This window comes from Alistipes sp. CHKCI003 (assembly GCF_900021155.1).
Taxonomy (GTDB): domain Bacteria; phylum Bacteroidota; class Bacteroidia; order Bacteroidales; family Rikenellaceae; genus Alistipes; species Alistipes excrementavium.
On sequence record NZ_FCNT01000006.1, the window covers coordinates 76,982 to 95,194 of the forward strand.

The window sequence follows — 18,213 nt, forward strand, 5'->3', positions numbered from 1 at the left end:
ATGGGTTTTTACGCTCCTTTCTGTCTGCCGTTCATGATCGGCGCCGCGGTGATGTTCGCCGTGCTCGCTTGGAAGTGGGGGCGGTGGCTCTACCTGCTGCCGCGTGCGGACAAGATGCGCATCCTGCGCGGACTGCCCACGACGGCGACCCTCGCCGCCGGATGGGAGGCGGTGCGCGAATCGCTGCTCCACCGCCGCATCTTCAAGGTGAATCCTCTGTTAGGCTACATGCACATGAGCCTCGCATTCGGCTGGTTCCTGCTGATCGCCGTGGGGTGGGCCGAGACGGTCGCCTACCTCGGCTTCCGCTATGTGCCGTTGCAGGGCCACGTCTTTTTCAAGTATTTCGCCACGGGGTTGGAACACAAACCGGTGTTCGATTTCCTGATGGACCTGCTGCTGCTCTTCGTCCTCTCGGGCGTGGTGCTGGCATGGGGCAAACGTTTCTATGCACGGGCGATGGGAATGCGCCGCACGACCCGGCACGTGTTCGGCGACCGAATCGCCCTTTCGGTGCTGTGGTTCGTATTCCCGGCGCGCCTCGCGGCCGAAAGCCTCTCGTGCGCTCTGTACGGCGGCGGGGGATTCCTCACGGGCGGTCTCGGCGGCTGGCTTGCGGCTCATGCGGATGTCGGGACGCTGATCCGGCTCGAAAGCGTCGCGTGGTGGTTCTATTCCTCGTGTCTCGGCGTATTTTTCGTCGCGCTGCCCTTCTCGCGCTACATGCACATCTTCACGGAGATCCCGCTCATCTTCCTGCGCCGCTACAAACTCCGCTCGGGCGAGAAGGAGAGTTCCTACGACCGTTTCCAGACCGAAGCCTGTTCGCGCTGCGGGATCTGCATCGACCCTTGTCAGCTCCAGAGCGTGCTGGGGATCGACGACGTGCAGTCGGTCTATTTCCTGCGCGACCGCCGTTACGGGATGCTCCGGCTCCGGACGGCCGACAACTGCCTGATGTGCGGCCGCTGTGCCGAGAAGTGTCCGGTAGGCATCGACCTCAACACCCTGCGGCTCAATGCGCGCGATACGATGCGCAACGTGCCCGACGAAAAACGCTACGACTATTTCCGCGGACTCGACCGCTCGTCGGGCAGCGGCAAGGTGGGATACTTCGCCGGCTGCATGACGCTGCTCACGCCCCGTATCCTGCTGGCGATGGAGCGTATCTTCAGGGCCTCGGGCGAGGAGGTCTGGTGGGCCGACCGGGAGGGCGGCGTCTGCTGCGGCCGCCCGCTGAAGCTCTCGGGCGAGACCGATTCGGCCCAAAAGATGATGAAGTACAACACGGAACTCTTCCGCAAGCATGGCATCACGACGCTCGTAACCTCCTGTCCGATCTGCCTGCGCGTCTTCCGCGAGGAGTACGGGCTCGACGGAATCGAAGTGCTGCACCACTCGGAATACATCCTGCGGCTGATGCGTGCGGGGCGGCTGCATCCGCGGCGCGGCGCGGGGCGCTACGTCTACCACGATCCCTGCGAGCTGGGCCGCGGAAGCGGCATCTACGACGAGCCGCGTGCGGTGATCGAAGCGGTCGGCGAACTGCTCGAACCGGCCGAGACGCGCGAAAACGCGCTCTGCTGCGGTTCGTCGGTGGCCAATACGGCCATTTCCGACGGCCAGCAGGTGCGGATCGCACGATCGGTGGCGGAGGAGCTGGATGCCACGGGGGCCGGTACGATCGTTACGGCCTGTCCGCTCTGCAAAAAGGCGATCGCTCGGGGAACCCGGACCGAGGTGTGCGACCTTGCGGAGGTGGTGGCCGGGAGTCTCGAATAAATTTTCGCTGGGTAAGTGATTGTCGTACAATGATGTCGGGCTTCGGTACCGGAATATTTGTCCCGGGAATTTTGCAAAACCGGATTTTTGCATTATCTTTGTACCCGTTAACACGGAAGTATTCGTTACAGCGATATAGCGCGGGATAGAGCAGTTGGCAGCTCGTCGGGCTCATAACCCGGAGGTCGGAGGTTCGAGTCCTCCTCCCGCTACCAAAGCGGACAATTCTACGGAGTTGTCCGCTTTTTTTGTCTGCCCGGATCTCTGCGGCCGGTCGGTGCGGAACGGTGCGGGTGCTTCGCTATCTGCGGAGATGCGCCCTCGGGCTGTCGTTTTCCGCCGCGGCAGAGTTCGGCGGGGGGGGGCCGGCGCTGCCTCCGGATTGACGAAACGTCGGCCTCCGTCCGGCCGTTGTCGCGGGCTCCTGCGCCGAATGTTGCGCCGGGCGTCTTATCCGGATAGACCGCAATGCCGCAGATGCGCCGGGCGCAGCGGGAGGGGCGGCCGTTTTTTCGCGTTTCGTGCCGGCCGCGGAGTTCGTGCTGCGACTTGGGTGCCGCCATTATAATAATCTCTGCTTTTTCTCGCGGGACGTGACGGTCGCTGCGGATAGAGGGACGGGTGCGAGGGACGCGATCGTGCATTCGTCCTGTCGTTATTTGATTCCGGGAGCCGAATCTTGATTCATTTTGAATAAATTATCTTAAATGAGCGCTTATTTCGAGAAAAATTTCGTATATTTGTGTTGACGGAATTTTTTCCTCTAATTAAAAACCTTAAACATTAACCTTTATGAAAGATTTTTCAAAACAATCTGTTCACGAGGGGGGGGGAATTACATAGCTCCCACGCTCGAACTTCTCGACGTGCGCGTCGAGTCCGGTTTCGCCGCTTCGGATATGCCGAACGGATCTTCGACCTCCATGGATTGGGTAGAAGGAACTTGGGAATAATTGTTTCAGCAAAGCATGCGTACGATTATGAAAAGATTCTTCTACCTTTTGTGTGCCGCCGCGATGACGGCCTTTACCTCGTGCGAAAAAGACGCCGAGGAGCTCGACAATCTCTCCGGCGTTCAGCCCGGACGCTATGCCCTGACGGCCACCATCGCCGAAGGTTCCGCCACGCGCGCCTATCTGGATGAGGCGGAGGACGGCAAAACCTATGCTTTCTGGAAAGAGGGCGACAAAATCAAAGTCATTACCGGTCTTACGTACGATGCCCAGCCTTTGACGACCGAGTATACGCTCAGTTCGGGCGGCGGCCGCGAAGGCGTCTTTACGGGCAACGAGGCGCCGGGCTACGTAACTTTCTCGGGTTGCGAGACCTTCTTGGGGTCGGGCAATTGGAACGAGAATATCGTCTCCGACTGGTATGCGGCCATCTATCCCGCCTCGACGGCTTTCTATCAGTCCGATAACGATACTGGGAGCGCATTCGTCTATCTCGGCGGCACGATCCCCGCGGAACAACACTACACCGAGGATTCGTTCGATCCCCAAGCCATGCCGATGCTCGCATTGTGGAAGGACGAGACTTCCGAGGGGGAGCCGACCGAGAACATCATCTTCCGTCCGATGGCTTCGGTCGTATGCCTCCAGCTCTACGCCGACACGGAGACCACCCTTTCCGAGATCGTTTTCAACGCTTCGCCGATCGATATAGGCACCAGCCAGAGCTATTTCCAGAACAAAACGGGCGTGGCCGGCAAAGTCTGGTGGGGCGGCAAGCAGGAGTTGTGGGACAAGTACGACGATGCATCGGCGGATTTCCTGCTGCGGGACGAGGACTTTACGTTCCAGCCCGTGCTCAATACTTCGCAGGCCAAAGAAAACTTCATTACGCTGAAGGGGCCGATCGTGTTGTCGACCGACGTGCAGAATCCCACGAAGGTTTTTCTGGTGGTGAACTGCGCCGCCTACAACGACGGCTTCAACGTGGTGATGTCGGACACGCAGGGGCGGAAAATGACCATGTCGCCCAAGAACATCATGTCGGAGGAGCAGAAGACGGAATTCTTCTATACGCCGTGCGCAGCACTCACTCCGGGCGATATTCTGCGTATGCCGCCGCTGAAGTTCCAGTCTCAGGAAGCCGGCGAGAACGCCATCAAGGAGATCGAAATCTCGTGCACTTATCCGTATGCCCGAATCGAGAAGAGCGATGAGACGGTGGAGGGGAAACCTCTGTGGACGATCACCTACAACAGCATCGACTTGGAGAATGTGGATGTCAACGTAACCGTAACCGATGCGGTCGCAGGCGTGAAGTGGAAGGACACCGAGTTGCTGGGCAGCACCACCGTGAACAACTACGGCTGGACGAATTTCCAGATCCTCGAAAGCGAGGAGTCGCAGACCAACTCCACGATCCTGCTCCAGAGCGGCGGACAGATCGCTGACGGCCAGTATGCCCTGTGGCTCAAGCCTTCGCATTACTACGACGAGGAGCTGGCGCACTTCGACGATCTGATGTTGTCCGACCCCAACTGGAAAGGCGACAAAGCCCGTTCCGGCCGCTTGACGCTCGTGTCGCTCGACGGCGAGACGGTGCTGGGCTACATCGACTTCAAGCAGGTGGGTCGTACCGATCAATACGGATTCGCTTACGAAAGCGTGAGCGGTTCCGAAGGACTGGCCGTCTCGCTCGATCCTGCGGTAGAGAGCGGCGGCTGGATGCATAATTCGGTAACGGCCGTGTTCACCGAGCCGGTTGCGGAGGGTTCGAAAGAATATACGATGACGATCAAGGTCAATGCGAACAACCCGAATCAGCAGGAGGGGCTCTATCTGCGCGGTACGGAGTTCAAGGACGAGTACCAGATGTTGAAGGATGGTTCTGGTGCGGACACCGGCATCGAGGTGAAATACCGGAATGGAAGCGATCAGAACACGATCGAGATCGTTTTCCGCGTGTCGCCGATAGAAAACGCGCTCACACTGTCTAAGGATTTGCTCGACATGTCGGGCAATATCTCCGCATCGTTTGTTATCTCGGTGCCTTCGGCCAATGCCATCAACGGTATCTACATCGAAGGTAATCAGGTCGGAGAGTTGAGCCACACCGGCACGTCGATCGGCACGGTGGACAAGTGGAACGACAACAGCGAGTATCTTTACTCTTACGAATTCTACACCGCGTGGGAGCTGAAATTAAGCACGTCCTATGCCGGCGGCGCGACAATCAATCTTAACGCTGCAGGCGTGGAGAACGGCAATAAGGAGAGTCTGGAGATGGAGCCCGGGTCCTACACCACGGGCGAAGCCGAAGACCCGAACGTTCCCGGTCAGACGGTGGAAATCAAGATTCCGCTCAAGACACAGACTTACAGCTCCGTAACGTTCAAGTCCGATGTCGATTGGATCACTACTTCGGACAGTTTTGCCGGATTGATGGATCCTTTGGAGGCCGATAGCCATCAAATCGTCGTTCAATCCAACACCACGGGGGTGGAGCGTAGTGCGGTCCTGCGTGTATGCTCGAAGGCCGGTATGCCTCTGGGTACGCTGACGATCGTTCAGGCAGGCAACTGATTGTTCCATTGCGGAGGAGACCGGAACCGTTCCGGTTTCCTCCTTTTTTCACAAATCAAATTTCCAGATTGACAAATATGCACATGACAAACGATATGCGGCCGGCGTATGTTGCGCCTTCGGTCGAAACGGCCGAGGTGGTCGTCGAAAGCGGATTCGCCGCTTCGGAATTGTGGGGATCCGATTCTTTCATCGAAGATCCTTTTTTTGAGGAGGACAGTTCGGACATATTCATCTTTTGATAGCATTTGCGACTATGAACAAGCGTTTATTGGCATGGCCCCTGATGGCCGCAGCGGCGCTGTGGACGGGGTGTTCGAACGATGAGGCGCCCGCCGGAACCGACGGCGGAGTGCGACTGGTGTTGGCGGCCGAGGTGGCGGCGGACGACGCGGCGGTGTCGCGCACGGCGATCGTAGACGGCGCGTGGACGTGGAGCGAGGGCGACCGCATCGGTCTGTTCGTGGAGAACGCGCAGCGCCCGACGCAGAACGTGCCTGCGGTGTTCCGCGAGGTGGACGGCAAGGTCCGTTTCGAGGCACGGGTGAATGCCGCGGCAGCCGGAGACAAGGTGTATGCTTATTATCCTTATTCGGAGCAGGCCGAACTGGGGGCGGACGGTAGCGTTACGCTGACACTGCCGGACGTGCAGTCGCAGGCGACCGTCGGTGTGCCCGACGGCTCGGTGATGCCGATGGTGGCTCAGCCGATCGAAATTCCGGCCGAAGGAGGCATGGGAGTGTTGCGCTTCAAGCCCCGGATGTCGATGGCCTGCTTCGAGATCTGGTCGTCGGATGCCGGGCTCCGCGTCGAGAAGGTGCTCTCCGTAACGTTCGATTCGTGGACCGGTATCGCGGGCGATTATTCGGTTTCCTACAAGGACCCGACGAAGACGCTCCGTACGGAGACGCTCGACGGCGGAACGATGTCGACCGAGTTGGGCGATGAGACGCCGGTCGGTGCTTCGAAAGCCGCGGCGACACGTGTCTACATGGTGTTGCCCGCACTCAAGATGGAAGGGATGAACGTACGGGTGGCGACCGATCTTGCGGACTATACGTTCGCGGCGGACGACGACGCAACGGCGGCTTTCACGGCCAATTCGGTGAAGTCGTTCTCGATCGATCTGGCGAAAGCCGACACGCGCACCGAGAAACTGGTGAGTGTGCCGTTCACCACCGATGTCCTCCACTACGGAAACAGGTACGAAGGTGAGGGACATCAGTACGGTACGATTCTGGGTGCGGACGACCTGTTCGGTTATCAGGTTACGCTGACGGACGATAAGGTGGTCAAGTATTGGGTCTATTGCGGTGAATGGAGCGAGCTGCAGAACTATGTGTCTTCTGCGAAAGACAGCGAACTGCTGGAACTGGTCAAGACCAAAGGTACGCCGATGACCGAGAGCGGCATCGTCGAAATTCTGGTACGTGAAGGCGGGCCTGCGGTAGTTACATCGGGAGTGGCTGTCGCGGTGGAATATGCGGACGGCACGCAGAAGGTGTTCCGTACGCACCGGATGGGGGCTATGAGAGGCGAATGCCGCGTACTTTCGATTTGGCCCGAAGCCTGATCCGCAGGGCGACCGGCCGGCGGTTCGTGCGGTCGGGACGTCCGGTTGGGATGATGATGAAAAGGGGGCTGTCTGACAAGTCTTGGACGGCCCCTTTTCTATGGGTGCTGCCGTGCGGGAGTTTTTCCGAACAGGCAATTCCCGGCGGGGTGGAACAACTTGTGGGACAGCCTCTCTTCCCCTGCGGCCGAAGCCGCGGACACGATCGGATCGTTGCTCCGGACGGATTGGGGCTTCGGGTTCGGAGGTGCGGATTGGCATTCGTTTTGCGGGTCGTCCTGCGAACCAATAATCATCTGCAACCATGAATAAGGAACAAGAGAATGCCAAGTGCGACCCTTGCGAACGGAAGTTCGAGGAGAACGTACACGAGCTCGTGAACGAAGTGGAAGGGTATACCGACAAAGACCGCAGGAACAAGGAGAAAGAGGTGGAGGATGCTTTCGCTGCATCCAAGACCGAACCGAAACGGTGAGCGTTGCCGCCGTGCGCTGCACGAGACGGGGCGGGTGTCCCGTTTCTGAATGTGCAGTCCGCAGCTCGCAATCCGAACCGGAACCTCTGCGCGTGATGCGCCGAATGAAATATCCGGCGCCCCCGTTCTCAGCGATCGACGACGGAGGCGCCGGGTTCTTGCGTCGTTGAGTTTCTTTCGGCCGTTTTCCGTTTCGGCCGTTTTCCGTTCCGGCCGCCCGGCCGGGTTCGGCTCTGCTCCCGGCTTGACGAAACGATTCGTTAACCGTCATGGAAGCCTCTTTTTTCTGTCGGGTTTGCAGGGTACGGACGGAATAGAGAGGGGGGGGGATTTCGGCAGCGTTTGCAAAAATAGATCGACCGAAAAAAGGCAAGCATCCGGTCTTGCTTTCATGTGGCGTGTCGGAGTGAATGCGAACAGCCCTGCCGGAAAGCAGGGCTGTTCGATCGTGTGGTATTACAGGCGGACCGTTTATTTCTGATTCCGATAGGCTTCCAATCCGCTGTTGAGGTAATTCACGAAATTTTCGATGCTCAGATCGTAGCCGCGCGGTTCGACCAGAATCTTGCCGTCGCGCCCTTGCAGGACGTAGTAGGGTTGTGCATTCACGCCGTAGGTCGTCAGCGCGTAGTGCGAATTGATCTTGCCCAGACTCTTGAGCACCTTGCCCGACTCGGTCGTTACCCACTCCTCTTCGGGCAGTACGGTCTTGTCGTCGGCATAGAGCGCCAGCACCACGTAGTCGTTTTTCAGGATCGAGAGCACCTGCGGATCGGACCATACCCGGGCCTCCATCTCGCGGCAGTTGACGCAGCCGTGGCCCGTGAAGTCGATGAAGATCGGTTTGCCCGCCTTGGCGGCATATGCCTCGGCCTCTTTCAGATCGAAGAATCCCTGAAGGTTGTGGGGCAGATGGAGGAAGTCGCTGTAACGGGGCGTTTTGCCATCCACCGTGAGGAGCTTCTCCGCAGCCGGACCGCTCGCCGTGCCGCTATTCTGTCCGATCACGAAATCCTGCGAGGTCAGCGGGGGCAGGTAGCCCGAAAGTCCCTTGAGGGGAGCGCCCCACATGCCCGGGATCAGATAGACCACGAACGAGAGGGTGATGATCGCCAGCAGCAGGCGGCCGACGCCGAGATAGGGCATGTCGCTGTCGTGGGCGAACTTGATCTTGCCCAGCAGGTAGAGACCCATCAGCGTGAAGACGACGATCCAGATGGCGAGGTAGATCTCGCGGTCGAGGATGCCCCAGTGGTAGGTCTGGTCGGCCACGCTGAGGAATTTCAGACCGAGCGCGACTTCGATGAAGCCGAGGACGACCTTCACCGAGTTGAGCCAGCCGCCGCTCTTGGGCAGGTTCTTGAGCATCGAGGGGAAGAACGCGAAGATCGTGAACGGCAGTGCGAACGCTACGGAGAAGGCGAACATCGTGATGATCGGCGACCAGAATTCGCCGCCGGAGGTCGACTTGATGAGCACCGATCCCACGATGGGACCCGTGCAGGAGAACGAGACGAGTACGAGCGTCAGCGCGAGGAAGAAGATGCCGCCGAGGCTCTTGTTGTCGGCTTTGCTGTCGCTCTTGTTGACCATCCAGCTCGGGAGCGTGATCTCGAAGGCTCCGAAGAACGATGCGGCGAAGATCATGAAGACGAGGAAGAAGATCACGTTCGGCAGCCAGTGCGTAGCCAGCCAGTTGAAGATGTCGGCCGTTACGGCGTCGCCGCCCACGAAGCGCGTGATGAGGATGATAGCCGCGATGGGCAGCGTGTAGAGGACGACGATGAACAGGCCGTACATGAAGGCGTTGAAGCGGCCGCGTGCGGGGCTGCCCGAGCCTTTCATGAAGAACGACACGGTCATCGGCACCATCGGGAATACGCAGGGCGTCAGCAGCATGGCGAAGCCCCAGAGGATCGCCTCGATAATCAGGCTCCAGAGCGATCCGCCGCCTGCGGCGTCTTTCTGCACCGGCGCGGAGGCGCTCGCTGCGTCGGACGAGGATTGGGCGTCCGTTGCGGCCGGGGTCGTGGCTGCTGCGGCAGCCACGGCGTCTGCGGCGGCGGGGGTGCCGGTGATCTTGACCGTGATTTCGTCATCCGAAAGGGGCAGACAACTCGTGTCGTCGCAGATCATCCATTCGAGATAGATGCGCACTTCGGCTTCCGGCTCGGTGAGCAGGATGTCCTGTGCGAACTCGGCCGTACCTTCGTAGGTGCCGATCTCCAGTTCGTAGATGTCGTCGTAGTAGCGATGGGGCGCCGTGATGGCCTGCGGAGCGCCGGCCAGTTGCGCGCCCGAGACGGGGGTCGCCTCGATGATCGTGGCGTTGGGCCCCATTGCGTCGTAGGGCCCCATGTCGTACATGTGGAAGCGTTCGGGAATCTGGGCGGTCAGCACGATGCGGTACTTGCCGTCGCCGAGCTCTTCGACCTTGTTTTTCCACGATACGTTTTGTGCCTGCGTCGCAGCGAAAGCGCACAGCAGGAGGGCAGGCAGCAGCAGAAAGCGTAAGGTTTTAGACATTTTCAAGTTTTTCGGTTTGATTCGTTATTGGTGCAAAGATAAGAATTTTTGCTGCTCCGCAAATGTTTTTCGCCGATAATTTGTGCTGCGGATTGCCCGTTCGGAGAATATTCGTTACTTTTACGCAATGATTCGACTTTCGCTCGTCATCGCCACGTACAACCGTTCGGTGCCGCTGCTGGCGGCGCTCGAATCGGTCGTGCGGCAGGATGCTTCCCCCTCGGAGTGGGAGTGCGTGGTGGTGAACAACAATTCTCAGGACGACACCGAAGCGCGTTTCGCGGAGTTCGCGGCCCGTTATCCGGCACTGCATCTGCGCATGGTCCGCGAGACGCGGCAGGGCCTTTCCCACGCCCGCAACCGCGGCATCGCCGAGACTTCGGGTCCTTATATCGCTATCATCGACGACGACGAGCGCATCAACGCCGGATTCGTCTCGGCCTATATCCGTTTTTTCGACCGCCATCCGGAAGCCGCTTCGGCCGGCGGGCGGATCATTCCGGAATACCCTTCGGGCCGGCCCGCATGGATGTCCCGGTACACGGAGCGGCCCATTGCCAATCCGATCGACCTCGGAGCCTGCGAGCGCGTGTTTCCTGCGGGACGTATTCCGGGCGGAGGCAACATGGCATTGCGCCGTGCGGCTGTCGAGAAGTACGGGGCGTTCGATCCCGCATTCGGGCGCGTGGGCGGCCGGCTGATCGGCGGCGAGGAGAGCGATCTGTTCGCACGGCTCGCCCGCGGCGGCGAAACATGCTGGTATGTACCCGGTGCAGTGATGTGGCATATCATACCCCCCGAAAAACTGACGGCGGAGTATTTCTCCCGCCTGTGTTATAATATAGGTGTCAGCCAGCGTCTTCGGGCCGTGCAGGATCGCCGCTACGGGCGTGCGCTGCTGGCCGAAGGGGCGAAGTGGTGCGCTACGCTGCTGCTGGCGCTGACGCTGCGCCCCTGCCGTTCGCGGCGGCTGGTGCGGATGCGGACCGAAATTACGAAAGGGCTTGTCCGAGGATAAGCCCTTTCGCATGGGAAGTCCGAAACGAGTCGCGTGCGGGGGTTCGTCGCCGGTCTGCCGGTCCCGAAATGCCGGAGGACATGGGATCGGGTCCGTAGCCGGCTTTTCGGCCGGTGCCGCGCGGTGCGCCGTGTCCGACGGCGGAATGTTCGGCTGCCTGTACGTTGCTTGACGGGCTGCGGTTCGGGGCCGGCTGCCGACGGCCTGCGCGTCCGTTTACCGAGCGTGCTGTTCGGTCCGGCGGTCTGCGACACCTGTTGATCGTCAGCGGTCCTCTCTTTTGCCCGGGAGGTCGGTTCCGTCGTTCGCCTGCCCTTGCGCCCTCCGATATTCGGCTCCGCTGTCGGAGGGGCCGGTCCGCCGTTATCCGCCCCGTCTGTCGGACCGTTTGCATGCCTCCGGCGGTCCGGATGCGCCGATGCGCCGATGCCGTCCGATCGTTCGGGAGCGGCCGGCTTAAAACTTAAAAGAGGTATTTCTCGTGTTTTACTTTGTTGACCAGCCGGAAGATATCCTCCCATGCCTCCTCGCCGAAAGTGGTGCCGACCACTTCGATGACCTTGCCGGCCGTGATGGCTCCGATCGTACCGCACTGGCGCAGCGAAAGTCCGTCGCACAGTCCCGAGAGGAACCCTGCGGCGTAGAAGTCGCCGGCGCCCGTGGTATCGACCCGTTTCGCCGCTGCCATGATGCCGACATGCACCACTTCGCCGCCGTTCTTGATGAGTGCGCCTTTCGTACCGATCTTCACGACCGACAAATGGCAGAGTTCCGAGATGGCTTGCAGGGCGTTGAGTGGTTCGGCTTCGCCGGTGAATGCCTTGGCTTCGTCTTCATTGGCGAAGAGGATGTCGACGTATCGGGCTGCCAAGCTTCGCAGGAACGAAAGGTTCTCTTCCACGATGTTGAAGCTCGCCAGATCGATGGCGACCTGCAGGCCGCACTCCTTGGCCGTCCGGGCGGCCTTTTCGATCAGCGCATGGTCTTGTACCAGATAGCCTTCGACATAGAGGCAGTCGTACTGCCGGAAAATTTCGGGGACGATCTCCCCGGCGGAGAGTTCGAGCGCCGCACCGAGGTGGGTTATCATCGTCCGTTCGCCGTCGGGCGAGATGAGCGAGACGCACTTGCCCGAGCGCTCCGAACCGCGGAAAATGAAAGGTTCGACACCGAGATTTTCGAGGGCCTGCACGAAGAAATCGCCCGTCGTATCCTTGCCGACCTTGCCGATGAATCCCACGTCGCAGCCCAGACGGGCCATGGCACGGATCGTATTGCCGGCCGAGCCGCCCAGCGAGAGCGAGTAGGGAAGTCCGGCCACCGACTTCGAAATCTCGGTTTGCAGTCGAGCATCCACGAGGCTCATCGAGCCTTTGGGAAGATTGTAGCGACTCAGCACGGAGTCGGATCGGAGGTTTACCAGCATGTCCGTCAGGGCATTGCCGATGCCTATTACACGTTTCATCAAATTGAGTCGGGTGTGGTGTATGGATTTCTGCTGCGGCTACATCGAGAGGATTCTCACCAGTTCGATGTCGTCGCGGTTGATGCCTTTGTCGTGTTTGATGGCTTTCGAGAAGGGCACGTAGTCGATCTGGCCGTTGCGGATGCCGATCATCACGTTGCGCTGCCCTTCGAGAATCGCCTCGATCGCCGCTTCGCCCATACGCGAGGCGAGGATGCGGTCCATGGCCGTGGGCGAACCGCCTCGCTGGATGTGTCCAAGGATCGTTACGCGGGCGTCGTACTGCGGAAACTCCTTTTTCACGCGCTCGGCGAGCCCCATCGCTCCTCCGGTCTTCGGATTTTCGGCCACCAGTACGATCGCCGAGTTCTTGCTTTTGCGGAACCCGTGGTTGATCAGTTCGCCCAACTGGTCCACTTCGGTCTCCATCTCGGGGATGATGGCCGCTTCCGAACCTGTGGCGATGGCGCCGTTGAGGGCGAGATAGCCGGCCGTGTGGCCCATCACCTCGACGAAAAAGAGGCGTTCGTGGCTCGAGGCCGTGTCGCGCAGTTTGTCGACCGCATCCATGATGGTGTTCAGCGCCGTGTCGTAGCCGATGGTCGCGTCGGTTCCGCCGAGGTCGTTGTCGATCGTACCGGGCAGACCGACGATCGGCACGTTGAACTCCTCTGCGAAGATGCTGGCGCCCGTGAGCGATCCGTCGCCGCCGATCACTACCAGCGCGTCGATGCCGGCCGCCGTCATATTGTCGTAGGCGGCGCGGCGCCCTTCGGGCGTTTCGAACTCCTTGCTGCGGGCCGTCTTGAGGATGGTGCCGCCCTGCTGGATGATGTTGCTGACGCTCTGGGATTTGAAATCTACTATTTCATTGGTTATAAGTCCTTTGTAGCCGCGCATGATCCCTTTGACGGTAAACCCGTTGTAGATGGCCGTGCGGGTTACCGCACGGATCGCCGCATTCATGCCGGGGGCGTCGCCTCCGGAGGTGAGAATACCGATGCACTTGATTCCGCTCATAATTCGTTAGTATTATATTAAAGCATTTCCGTCAAACAGCGTTCCTTTCCGAACGATGTCGGACATTTCGCAGCGGAGGAAATGAGAGTTCGCAAAAACATTCAAAGGTACGCATAATTTTTCGCTTCTGCAAAACGAAGAGGACGACCGCCAGCCGCGGTCGTCCTCTTCGAAAAAAACTTTTTATTTAACTAACGCTTGGATTAGTCTTCCGGAGTCTCTTCGACCGTGAGCGAAGCCTCGTCTTTGTCGACCGTGATGTCGATCTGCCTGTCGGGAACGCTGATGCGCAGTGTCCTGTTGCCGCTTTCGACGGCTTCGATCGGGTCGTCGTTTTCGAGTATGTCGCGCAGCGTGGTCGTATCTCCGTCGATCACCACGTCGGTTTGCAGGATGCGTTCGAAGGCGGTGCGTTTGCGCATCACCCGCTCGCCGAAGTTCTCGTGGATGGCGACGCTCGCACAGGCGATGACGGTGATGATCCACAGCAGGAAGATGGCGAGGATCGTCTTTCCGTTCGGTTTGCGCGAAGCGATCAGGCACATGAACACATAGATGAGCATGATCGTCGGAATGAGTGCGATGAAGATGCCGAGAACGGGTACCCAGAGGCTCGTGATGTCGAGGCTCCCCACGACGGCCATCTCCTTGCCTCCGATCAGCAGCGCGAACAGTCCCACCACCAGCGCACAGGCGCAGAGGATGAGCCCGAAGACCATGAATCCGAGGAAAATCTTGAGGCAGACGAGCACGATCTTGCCGAAGACGGAAACCGCTTCCGCAACGATGGGCTTGGCCTTGCTGTCGGGATCCGAGGCGGTAGCCTCCGTGGCCTCCCTGATCGACCGGGCGGTGATTTTCTCGCCGTTCATTTCGAGTTTCTGGCGGGCGGTGCGGGCTGCGGGTACGGCGAACCACATGACCAGATAGCTCAGAACGAAGATTCCGAACAGGTTGCTCATCGTCGGACGCAGCCAGAACAGAAAGGGAAACCAGCCCAGAAAAGCCAGCAGCAGCGGCACGAACAACCCGAGCCGCACCCAGACGGGGTCGATGTCGAAATATTTGCCGATACCGGCGCAGACGCCGCCCAGCTTCGCATTTTCCGTGTCGCGGTAGAGGCGTCGCGGAATCCGGGGTTCGGAGGCGGCACGGGTCTCGGAGACGGTATCTCCGGCGATGTCCTCGGCTCGGCCCATCTGTTCGATGATGTTCAGAACGAGAGGCCGTTCGACCACGCGCGTGTTGTCCTGCGCCGAGAGGATCAGTTCGGCGATGCGGGCTTCGATGTCGGCGACGATTTCGGCGCCGTCGGGAGTCTGCTCATAATTGTTTTTGAGGGTATCGAGATACTCTTTGAGGGTTTGGTATGCATCGGCGTCCATCGTGAATGCGACGCCCGAAATGCTGCACTTTATAACCTCTTTCATGATTTTCTGCGTATTAGCGTTTTTTTATGCTGCCGCCGCTCGATGCGTGTACGTCGGCGGTGCAATCGCCCGAATAGACGATCGAAGCGCCGCTCGACGCATGGGCTTCGAGAGCTGCGGTACAGTGGATGCGGGCGTCGGAGCCGCTCGATGCGTGTATGTCCCAGATAGCGGCTGCGAGTTTTTCGGCGTGGAGATTCGCTGCCGAGTTGATCGTCGCTTCGCAGGTGCGGACCTCTCCCGCGAGTTCGATCTTCGCGGCGCTCGAAGCTTCGGCCCCGCACTCGTCCGCCGTTAGAGAGGCCTTGATATTCGCAGCGCTCGAAGCCTTTGCATCGAATCGGGTGCTGCGGACCGCAACGTCGATCGTAGCCGCGCTCGAAGCGTGGGCTTTGCAGACATCCGCAGCGGCGGAAACGGCGATTCGCGCGGCGCTCGTCGCTTCGAGTTGCGTCTTCGGACCGGTGAGTGTCAGATCGCGGCTGCGAATCTCCGCGGAGCTGTGGGCTGCGAGCGATTTGATCCGGCCGTCGGTCGGCACCGTGATGGTTACGTGGATGTTCGATACGGAGTTGATCTTCGGGTCGATGCCGAGCTGAAGCTCTCCGTGCGCAACCTTGGCGACCACGTGGTCGATCAGGTTGTCGTCGGCTTCGATCGTGAGCCGGTCCGAAATGCCTTCGGCGAGGACGACTTTTACGGCACGGGAGGCTGTTATTTCGTCGAAAGCGGATAAGGGAACCGTGCGGGTAACGAGCCGGCCGCTCCCTTTGAGGGGTCTGCTGCAAAATCCGTATGCAGCGGTCGCGGAACCGAGTGCAGCTGCGACAGCGAGTGCGGCTGCGACAGCGATGATAAGCGTTTTTTTCATGTTTTGAACGTTTTATGAGGTTTGGGTGTTGCCGTGGCGGATGATGCGGATCTGTCCGACGAGTTCGTCCCATGCCTCATCGAGCGACCGGAGGTATTCGCGGCCTTTCTCGGTGAGCATGTAGTACTTGCGCGGAGGTCCCTGCGGGGATTCCTCCCAGCGGTAGGTCAGAAGGCCGGCGTTCTTCTGACGGGTGAGGATCGGGTAGAGCGTACCCTCGACGACGATCATCTCGGCCTCCTTGAGTTCGGCGATGATCTTCGGAGCATAGGAGTCCTCGCGGGAAAGGATGGCGAGGATGCAGTACTCGAGAATTCCTTTGCGCATTTGCGCTTTGATGTTGTCTTCTGCCATTGTTTTCAGGGATTTAATCGTTTCGGGGCTTTGGGAACGATGATCCAGAGCAGGACGTAGACCCAGATCGAGAGTCCGCCGAAAAGAATCAGTACGAGCGTGGCGATCCGAACCAGCGAAACGTCGAGCCCGAAGAAGTCGGCGATGCCTGCGCAGACGCCTGCGAGCATGCGGTCGTCCGGCGAGCGGAGCAGTCTTTTTTCAGCATTCGTTGCCATGATCTTGTTTCGTTTTTTTGTTTATACCGAATGTGCGGAGCGGTTCTTCCGGAACGACGATCCAAAGGATGACGTATACCCAGATCGAAATGCCTCCGAAGAGAATCAGCAGCAGCGTTATGAGCCGCAGCAGGGTGGGGTCGATGCCGAAGTAGGCGGCCAGTCCGCCGCAGATGCCGGCGATCGAGCGGTCCGTACGCGAGCGGTAAAGTTTGCGGAGAGCTGCACGGGTCGGATCGGTCGCGGCGGCATTTTCGGACGGTCGACCGCTGCGGCGCTCCCCGAAATCGGCCGGTGCTCCCATCTGCATCATGGCTTCGCGCACGATTGCGAGCGTTACGACCCGCATGGCCCCGCCGCCGGTTTTCTCGCGAAAGATCTCGGCCAGACGGGCTTCGATGTCGCCCATGGTCTCGGTGTCGTCCTCCGGAAGGCGCGAACGGACATCGTCGAGGTAACTCTTCAGCGTGCCGTAGGCATCCGTGTCGAGCGTGAAGCTCTGCGATCCGATGTTTGCGTTTACAGTCTCTTTCATAGCGTGAGAGATATTTCGTTGTTTCGGTTACTACTTTTACACTGCAAATATAATACAGTTTTTAATACTATGCAATACAAAGTACTTGTTTTTTCAAAAAAATACTGTTTTTCTGTTTCCGTCTTCGATTCGCAATGGGTGCGAACAGGTCTTGCGAGAGCTTTTTAAGTTTTTCCCCAAAAAAAAATGCATATTTTTTTGGTGATATATAAACTTTATATATCTTTGTCCCCGGAGATCGTTCAGACGATTCGACGAAAAGTCATAGTATATCACACTCGCAGCAACAGATCCTGACTTCGTCAGGCGGTGAAGAGGCGCACCGACCCCCTGTTGCTGCTTCTTTTTTGTTTTTCCCGAGACCCATATAAATAGGTGTGCGATTCGAAGCATTTGCTGCGCTGCGGTTGCGGCACCTTTCGTAAGATGAATTCCTTTCGGCCGTTTCCCGGTTCGATATTGTACGAATGAGTTCGGATCAGCTCTCGGATGAATCGGCCCGTTGGTATTCTCCCTTCGTTTTCACGGTTCGGTCATCGGAAAAACTCGGATGGCTCCCGACGCGACGGAAACGTCGGCTCGGGGCGAATTTGCAATGTTTATTCGGATGCGGTCGTTTTCGGGCGGCGGACCGTATATTTGTAGCGGCTATCATGTACTTAATCTTTACGTTCGTATAAACTCTATGAAATATTTTTCGATTCGTGAACTCATACGTTCCGAGACGGCTCTCCGATTGGGACTCGACAACACCCCTTCCGACGAACACCTTGCGAACCTCAAGCAATTGGTGGATCTTCTTCTCGATCCGCTGCGGGAGGCATGGGGTGCGGAGTGTGCCCGTCGCGGCTTCGGTGATCCGGCGCTGATCGTTACGTCCGGCTACCGGGGATTTCGGCTCAACGAAGCGGTCGAAGGCTCCGCCACTTCGGCTCATTGCTGCGGCTCTGCCGCGGACCTCGTGGCCCGCAACGGACGCATGGCCGATTTCCGCGATTTCTGTCGCGCATGGTTGGCAGACAAACCTTTCGACCAGCTGATCTCCGAGAAAGAGAGTGCCGACGGTACGCCCGTGTGGATTCATATCGGTTACAAGAACCGGAGGGGTACGCAGCGCAGGCAGTGTCTCATCTTCCGAAACGGTCGCTATCTGCCTATGTGAGAGCCGTTTTTATATGTATTTGCGGTCTGGAGACGTTTGCGATACGGGGAATCGTTCGCCGGCGGAAGGCCGGGGAATCCTGCTCCGTTTACCTCCCGGACGAGTCGGATTGATTCGAAAGAACTTAAATATGAGCTATATGGTTCGGACTGTTGGCCGGTTTGGAATAATTCATTACTTTTGCCGAAAATATGGATGGTAGCGTTTGCTATTGTTTGAGGTCTGAAAAACGCCAAATTTTCATTATAATC

Annotated in this window: 15 protein-coding genes and 1 tRNA gene; 7 read left to right on the forward strand and 9 right to left on the reverse strand. The window is 58.8% G+C overall.

The features are described from left to right. The 3 genes from BN3659_RS00750 to BN3659_RS00765 all read left to right on the forward strand — a co-directional run bounded on the left by BN3659_RS00750 (position 1) and on the right by BN3659_RS00765 (position 5,315). Positions 1-1,782, forward strand: coding sequence for a (Fe-S)-binding protein (locus tag BN3659_RS00750; protein WP_091533771.1), 1,782 nt, complete (start codon positions 1-3; stop codon positions 1,780-1,782). Between the two features lie 139 nt (positions 1,783-1,921). Continuing rightward, a tRNA-Met gene (locus BN3659_RS00755) sits at positions 1,922-1,997 on the forward strand. A gap of 765 nt (positions 1,998-2,762) precedes the next feature. Further along, positions 2,763-5,315 carry a BACON domain-containing protein gene (locus BN3659_RS00765; protein ID WP_141682439.1) on the forward strand — a complete coding sequence of 851 codons (2,553 nt, stop codon included), beginning with the start codon at positions 2,763-2,765 and terminating at the stop codon, positions 5,313-5,315. A gap of 55 nt (positions 5,316-5,370) precedes the next feature. Here the strand turns inward: BN3659_RS00765 and BN3659_RS13015 are convergent, their stop codons facing one another. Next, complete coding sequence (locus BN3659_RS13015; protein ID WP_171847666.1) at positions 5,371-5,508, reverse strand: hypothetical protein; 138 nt, start codon at positions 5,506-5,508, stop codon at positions 5,371-5,373. Between the two features lie 63 nt (positions 5,509-5,571). On the opposite strand from BN3659_RS13015, the gene BN3659_RS00770 reads away from it, so the two are divergent. Both BN3659_RS00770 and BN3659_RS13020 read left to right on the forward strand, forming a co-directional pair. Continuing rightward, on the forward strand, positions 5,572-6,888 hold the full coding sequence (locus tag BN3659_RS00770) for a fimbrillin family protein (protein ID WP_091533775.1): 1,317 nt from the start codon (positions 5,572-5,574) through the stop codon (positions 6,886-6,888). Positions 6,889-7,192: 304 nt separating this feature from the next. Beyond that, on the forward strand, positions 7,193-7,363 hold the full coding sequence (locus BN3659_RS13020; protein ID WP_171847667.1) for a hypothetical protein: 171 nt from the start codon (positions 7,193-7,195) through the stop codon (positions 7,361-7,363). Between the two features lie 471 nt (positions 7,364-7,834). On the opposite strand, the gene BN3659_RS00775 is transcribed toward BN3659_RS13020, so the two are convergent. Further along, entirely contained in the window at positions 7,835-9,889 is a 2,055-nt protein-coding gene (locus tag BN3659_RS00775) for a protein-disulfide reductase DsbD family protein (RefSeq protein WP_091533777.1), read from the reverse strand. Between the two features lie 127 nt (positions 9,890-10,016). Between BN3659_RS00775 and BN3659_RS00780 the strand changes: the two genes are divergently transcribed. Then, positions 10,017-10,907, forward strand: a complete 891-nt coding sequence (locus tag BN3659_RS00780) for a glycosyltransferase family 2 protein (RefSeq protein WP_091533778.1) — start codon at positions 10,017-10,019, stop codon at positions 10,905-10,907. A 463-nt stretch (positions 10,908-11,370) separates the two neighbouring features. Here BN3659_RS00780 and BN3659_RS00785 read toward each other — a convergent pair whose 3' ends face one another. The 7 genes from BN3659_RS00785 to BN3659_RS00815 all read right to left on the reverse strand — a co-directional run bounded on the left by BN3659_RS00785 (position 11,371) and on the right by BN3659_RS00815 (position 16,800). Beyond that, complete coding sequence (locus BN3659_RS00785) at positions 11,371-12,372, reverse strand: adenosine kinase (protein ID WP_091533779.1); 1,002 nt, start codon at positions 12,370-12,372, stop codon at positions 11,371-11,373. A gap of 39 nt (positions 12,373-12,411) precedes the next feature. After that, positions 12,412-13,392: a 6-phosphofructokinase gene (gene pfkA, locus BN3659_RS00790; protein ID WP_091533781.1), complete on the reverse strand. Its 981-nt coding sequence runs from the start codon at positions 13,390-13,392 to the stop codon at positions 12,412-12,414. 203 nt (positions 13,393-13,595) lie between these two features. After that, a complete protein-coding gene (locus BN3659_RS00795; protein WP_091533782.1) occupies positions 13,596-14,822 on the reverse strand; it encodes a PspC domain-containing protein in 1,227 nt (408 codons plus the stop codon). Between the two features lie 13 nt (positions 14,823-14,835). Continuing rightward, entirely contained in the window at positions 14,836-15,693 is an 858-nt protein-coding gene (locus BN3659_RS00800) for a head GIN domain-containing protein (protein ID WP_091533784.1), read from the reverse strand. Between the two features lie 12 nt (positions 15,694-15,705). Continuing rightward, the gene (locus BN3659_RS00805; RefSeq protein WP_091533785.1) at positions 15,706-16,047 is read right to left on the reverse strand and encodes a PadR family transcriptional regulator; all 342 of its coding nucleotides are present in this window, start codon (positions 16,045-16,047) and stop codon (positions 15,706-15,708) included. Positions 16,048-16,052: 5 nt separating this feature from the next. After that, entirely contained in the window at positions 16,053-16,265 is a 213-nt protein-coding gene (locus tag BN3659_RS00810; protein ID WP_091533786.1) for a PspC domain-containing protein, read from the reverse strand. Then, positions 16,249-16,800: a PspC domain-containing protein gene (locus tag BN3659_RS00815; RefSeq protein WP_091533788.1), complete on the reverse strand. Its 552-nt coding sequence runs from the start codon at positions 16,798-16,800 to the stop codon at positions 16,249-16,251. Before BN3659_RS00815 ends, BN3659_RS00810 begins: the two co-directional genes overlap by 17 nt. Positions 16,801-17,485: 685 nt before the next feature. On the opposite strand from BN3659_RS00815, the gene BN3659_RS00820 reads away from it, so the two are divergent. After that, entirely contained in the window at positions 17,486-17,962 is a 477-nt protein-coding gene (locus tag BN3659_RS00820) for a D-Ala-D-Ala carboxypeptidase family metallohydrolase (RefSeq protein WP_091533789.1), read from the forward strand. The last annotated feature ends 251 nt before the right edge of the window (positions 17,963-18,213 follow it).

What these genes read in the sequence shown, in the direction of transcription:
- BN3659_RS00795 (WP_091533782.1), bottom strand. Translation starts at nt 14,822, where the DNA reads ATGAAAGAGGTTATAAAGTGCAGCATTTCGGGCGTCGCATTCACGATG.
- BN3659_RS00775 (WP_091533777.1), bottom strand. Translation starts at nt 9,889, where the DNA reads ATGTCTAAAACCTTACGCTTTCTGCTGCTGCCTGCCCTCCTGCTGTGC.
- BN3659_RS00780 (WP_091533778.1), top strand. Translation starts at nt 10,017, where the DNA reads ATGATTCGACTTTCGCTCGTCATCGCCACGTACAACCGTTCGGTGCCG.
- BN3659_RS00805 (WP_091533785.1), bottom strand. Translation starts at nt 16,047, where the DNA reads ATGGCAGAAGACAACATCAAAGCGCAAATGCGCAAAGGAATTCTCGAG.
- BN3659_RS13020 (WP_171847667.1), top strand. Translation starts at nt 7,193, where the DNA reads ATGAATAAGGAACAAGAGAATGCCAAGTGCGACCCTTGCGAACGGAAG.
- BN3659_RS00810 (WP_091533786.1), bottom strand. Translation starts at nt 16,265, where the DNA reads ATGGCAACGAATGCTGAAAAAAGACTGCTCCGCTCGCCGGACGACCGC.
- BN3659_RS00800 (WP_091533784.1), bottom strand. Translation starts at nt 15,693, where the DNA reads ATGAAAAAAACGCTTATCATCGCTGTCGCAGCCGCACTCGCTGTCGCA.
- pfkA (WP_091533781.1), bottom strand. Translation starts at nt 13,392, where the DNA reads ATGAGCGGAATCAAGTGCATCGGTATTCTCACCTCCGGAGGCGACGCC.
- BN3659_RS00770 (WP_091533775.1), top strand. Translation starts at nt 5,572, where the DNA reads ATGAACAAGCGTTTATTGGCATGGCCCCTGATGGCCGCAGCGGCGCTG.
- BN3659_RS00750 (WP_091533771.1), top strand. Translation starts at nt 1, where the DNA reads ATGGGTTTTTACGCTCCTTTCTGTCTGCCGTTCATGATCGGCGCCGCG.
- BN3659_RS00815 (WP_091533788.1), bottom strand. Translation starts at nt 16,800, where the DNA reads ATGAAAGAGACTGTAAACGCAAACATCGGATCGCAGAGCTTCACGCTC.
- BN3659_RS00765 (WP_141682439.1), top strand. Translation starts at nt 2,763, where the DNA reads ATGAAAAGATTCTTCTACCTTTTGTGTGCCGCCGCGATGACGGCCTTT.
- BN3659_RS00785 (WP_091533779.1), bottom strand. Translation starts at nt 12,372, where the DNA reads ATGAAACGTGTAATAGGCATCGGCAATGCCCTGACGGACATGCTGGTA.
- BN3659_RS13015 (WP_171847666.1), bottom strand. Translation starts at nt 5,508, where the DNA reads ATGAAAGAATCGGATCCCCACAATTCCGAAGCGGCGAATCCGCTTTCG.
- BN3659_RS00820 (WP_091533789.1), top strand. Translation starts at nt 17,486, where the DNA reads ATGAAATATTTTTCGATTCGTGAACTCATACGTTCCGAGACGGCTCTC.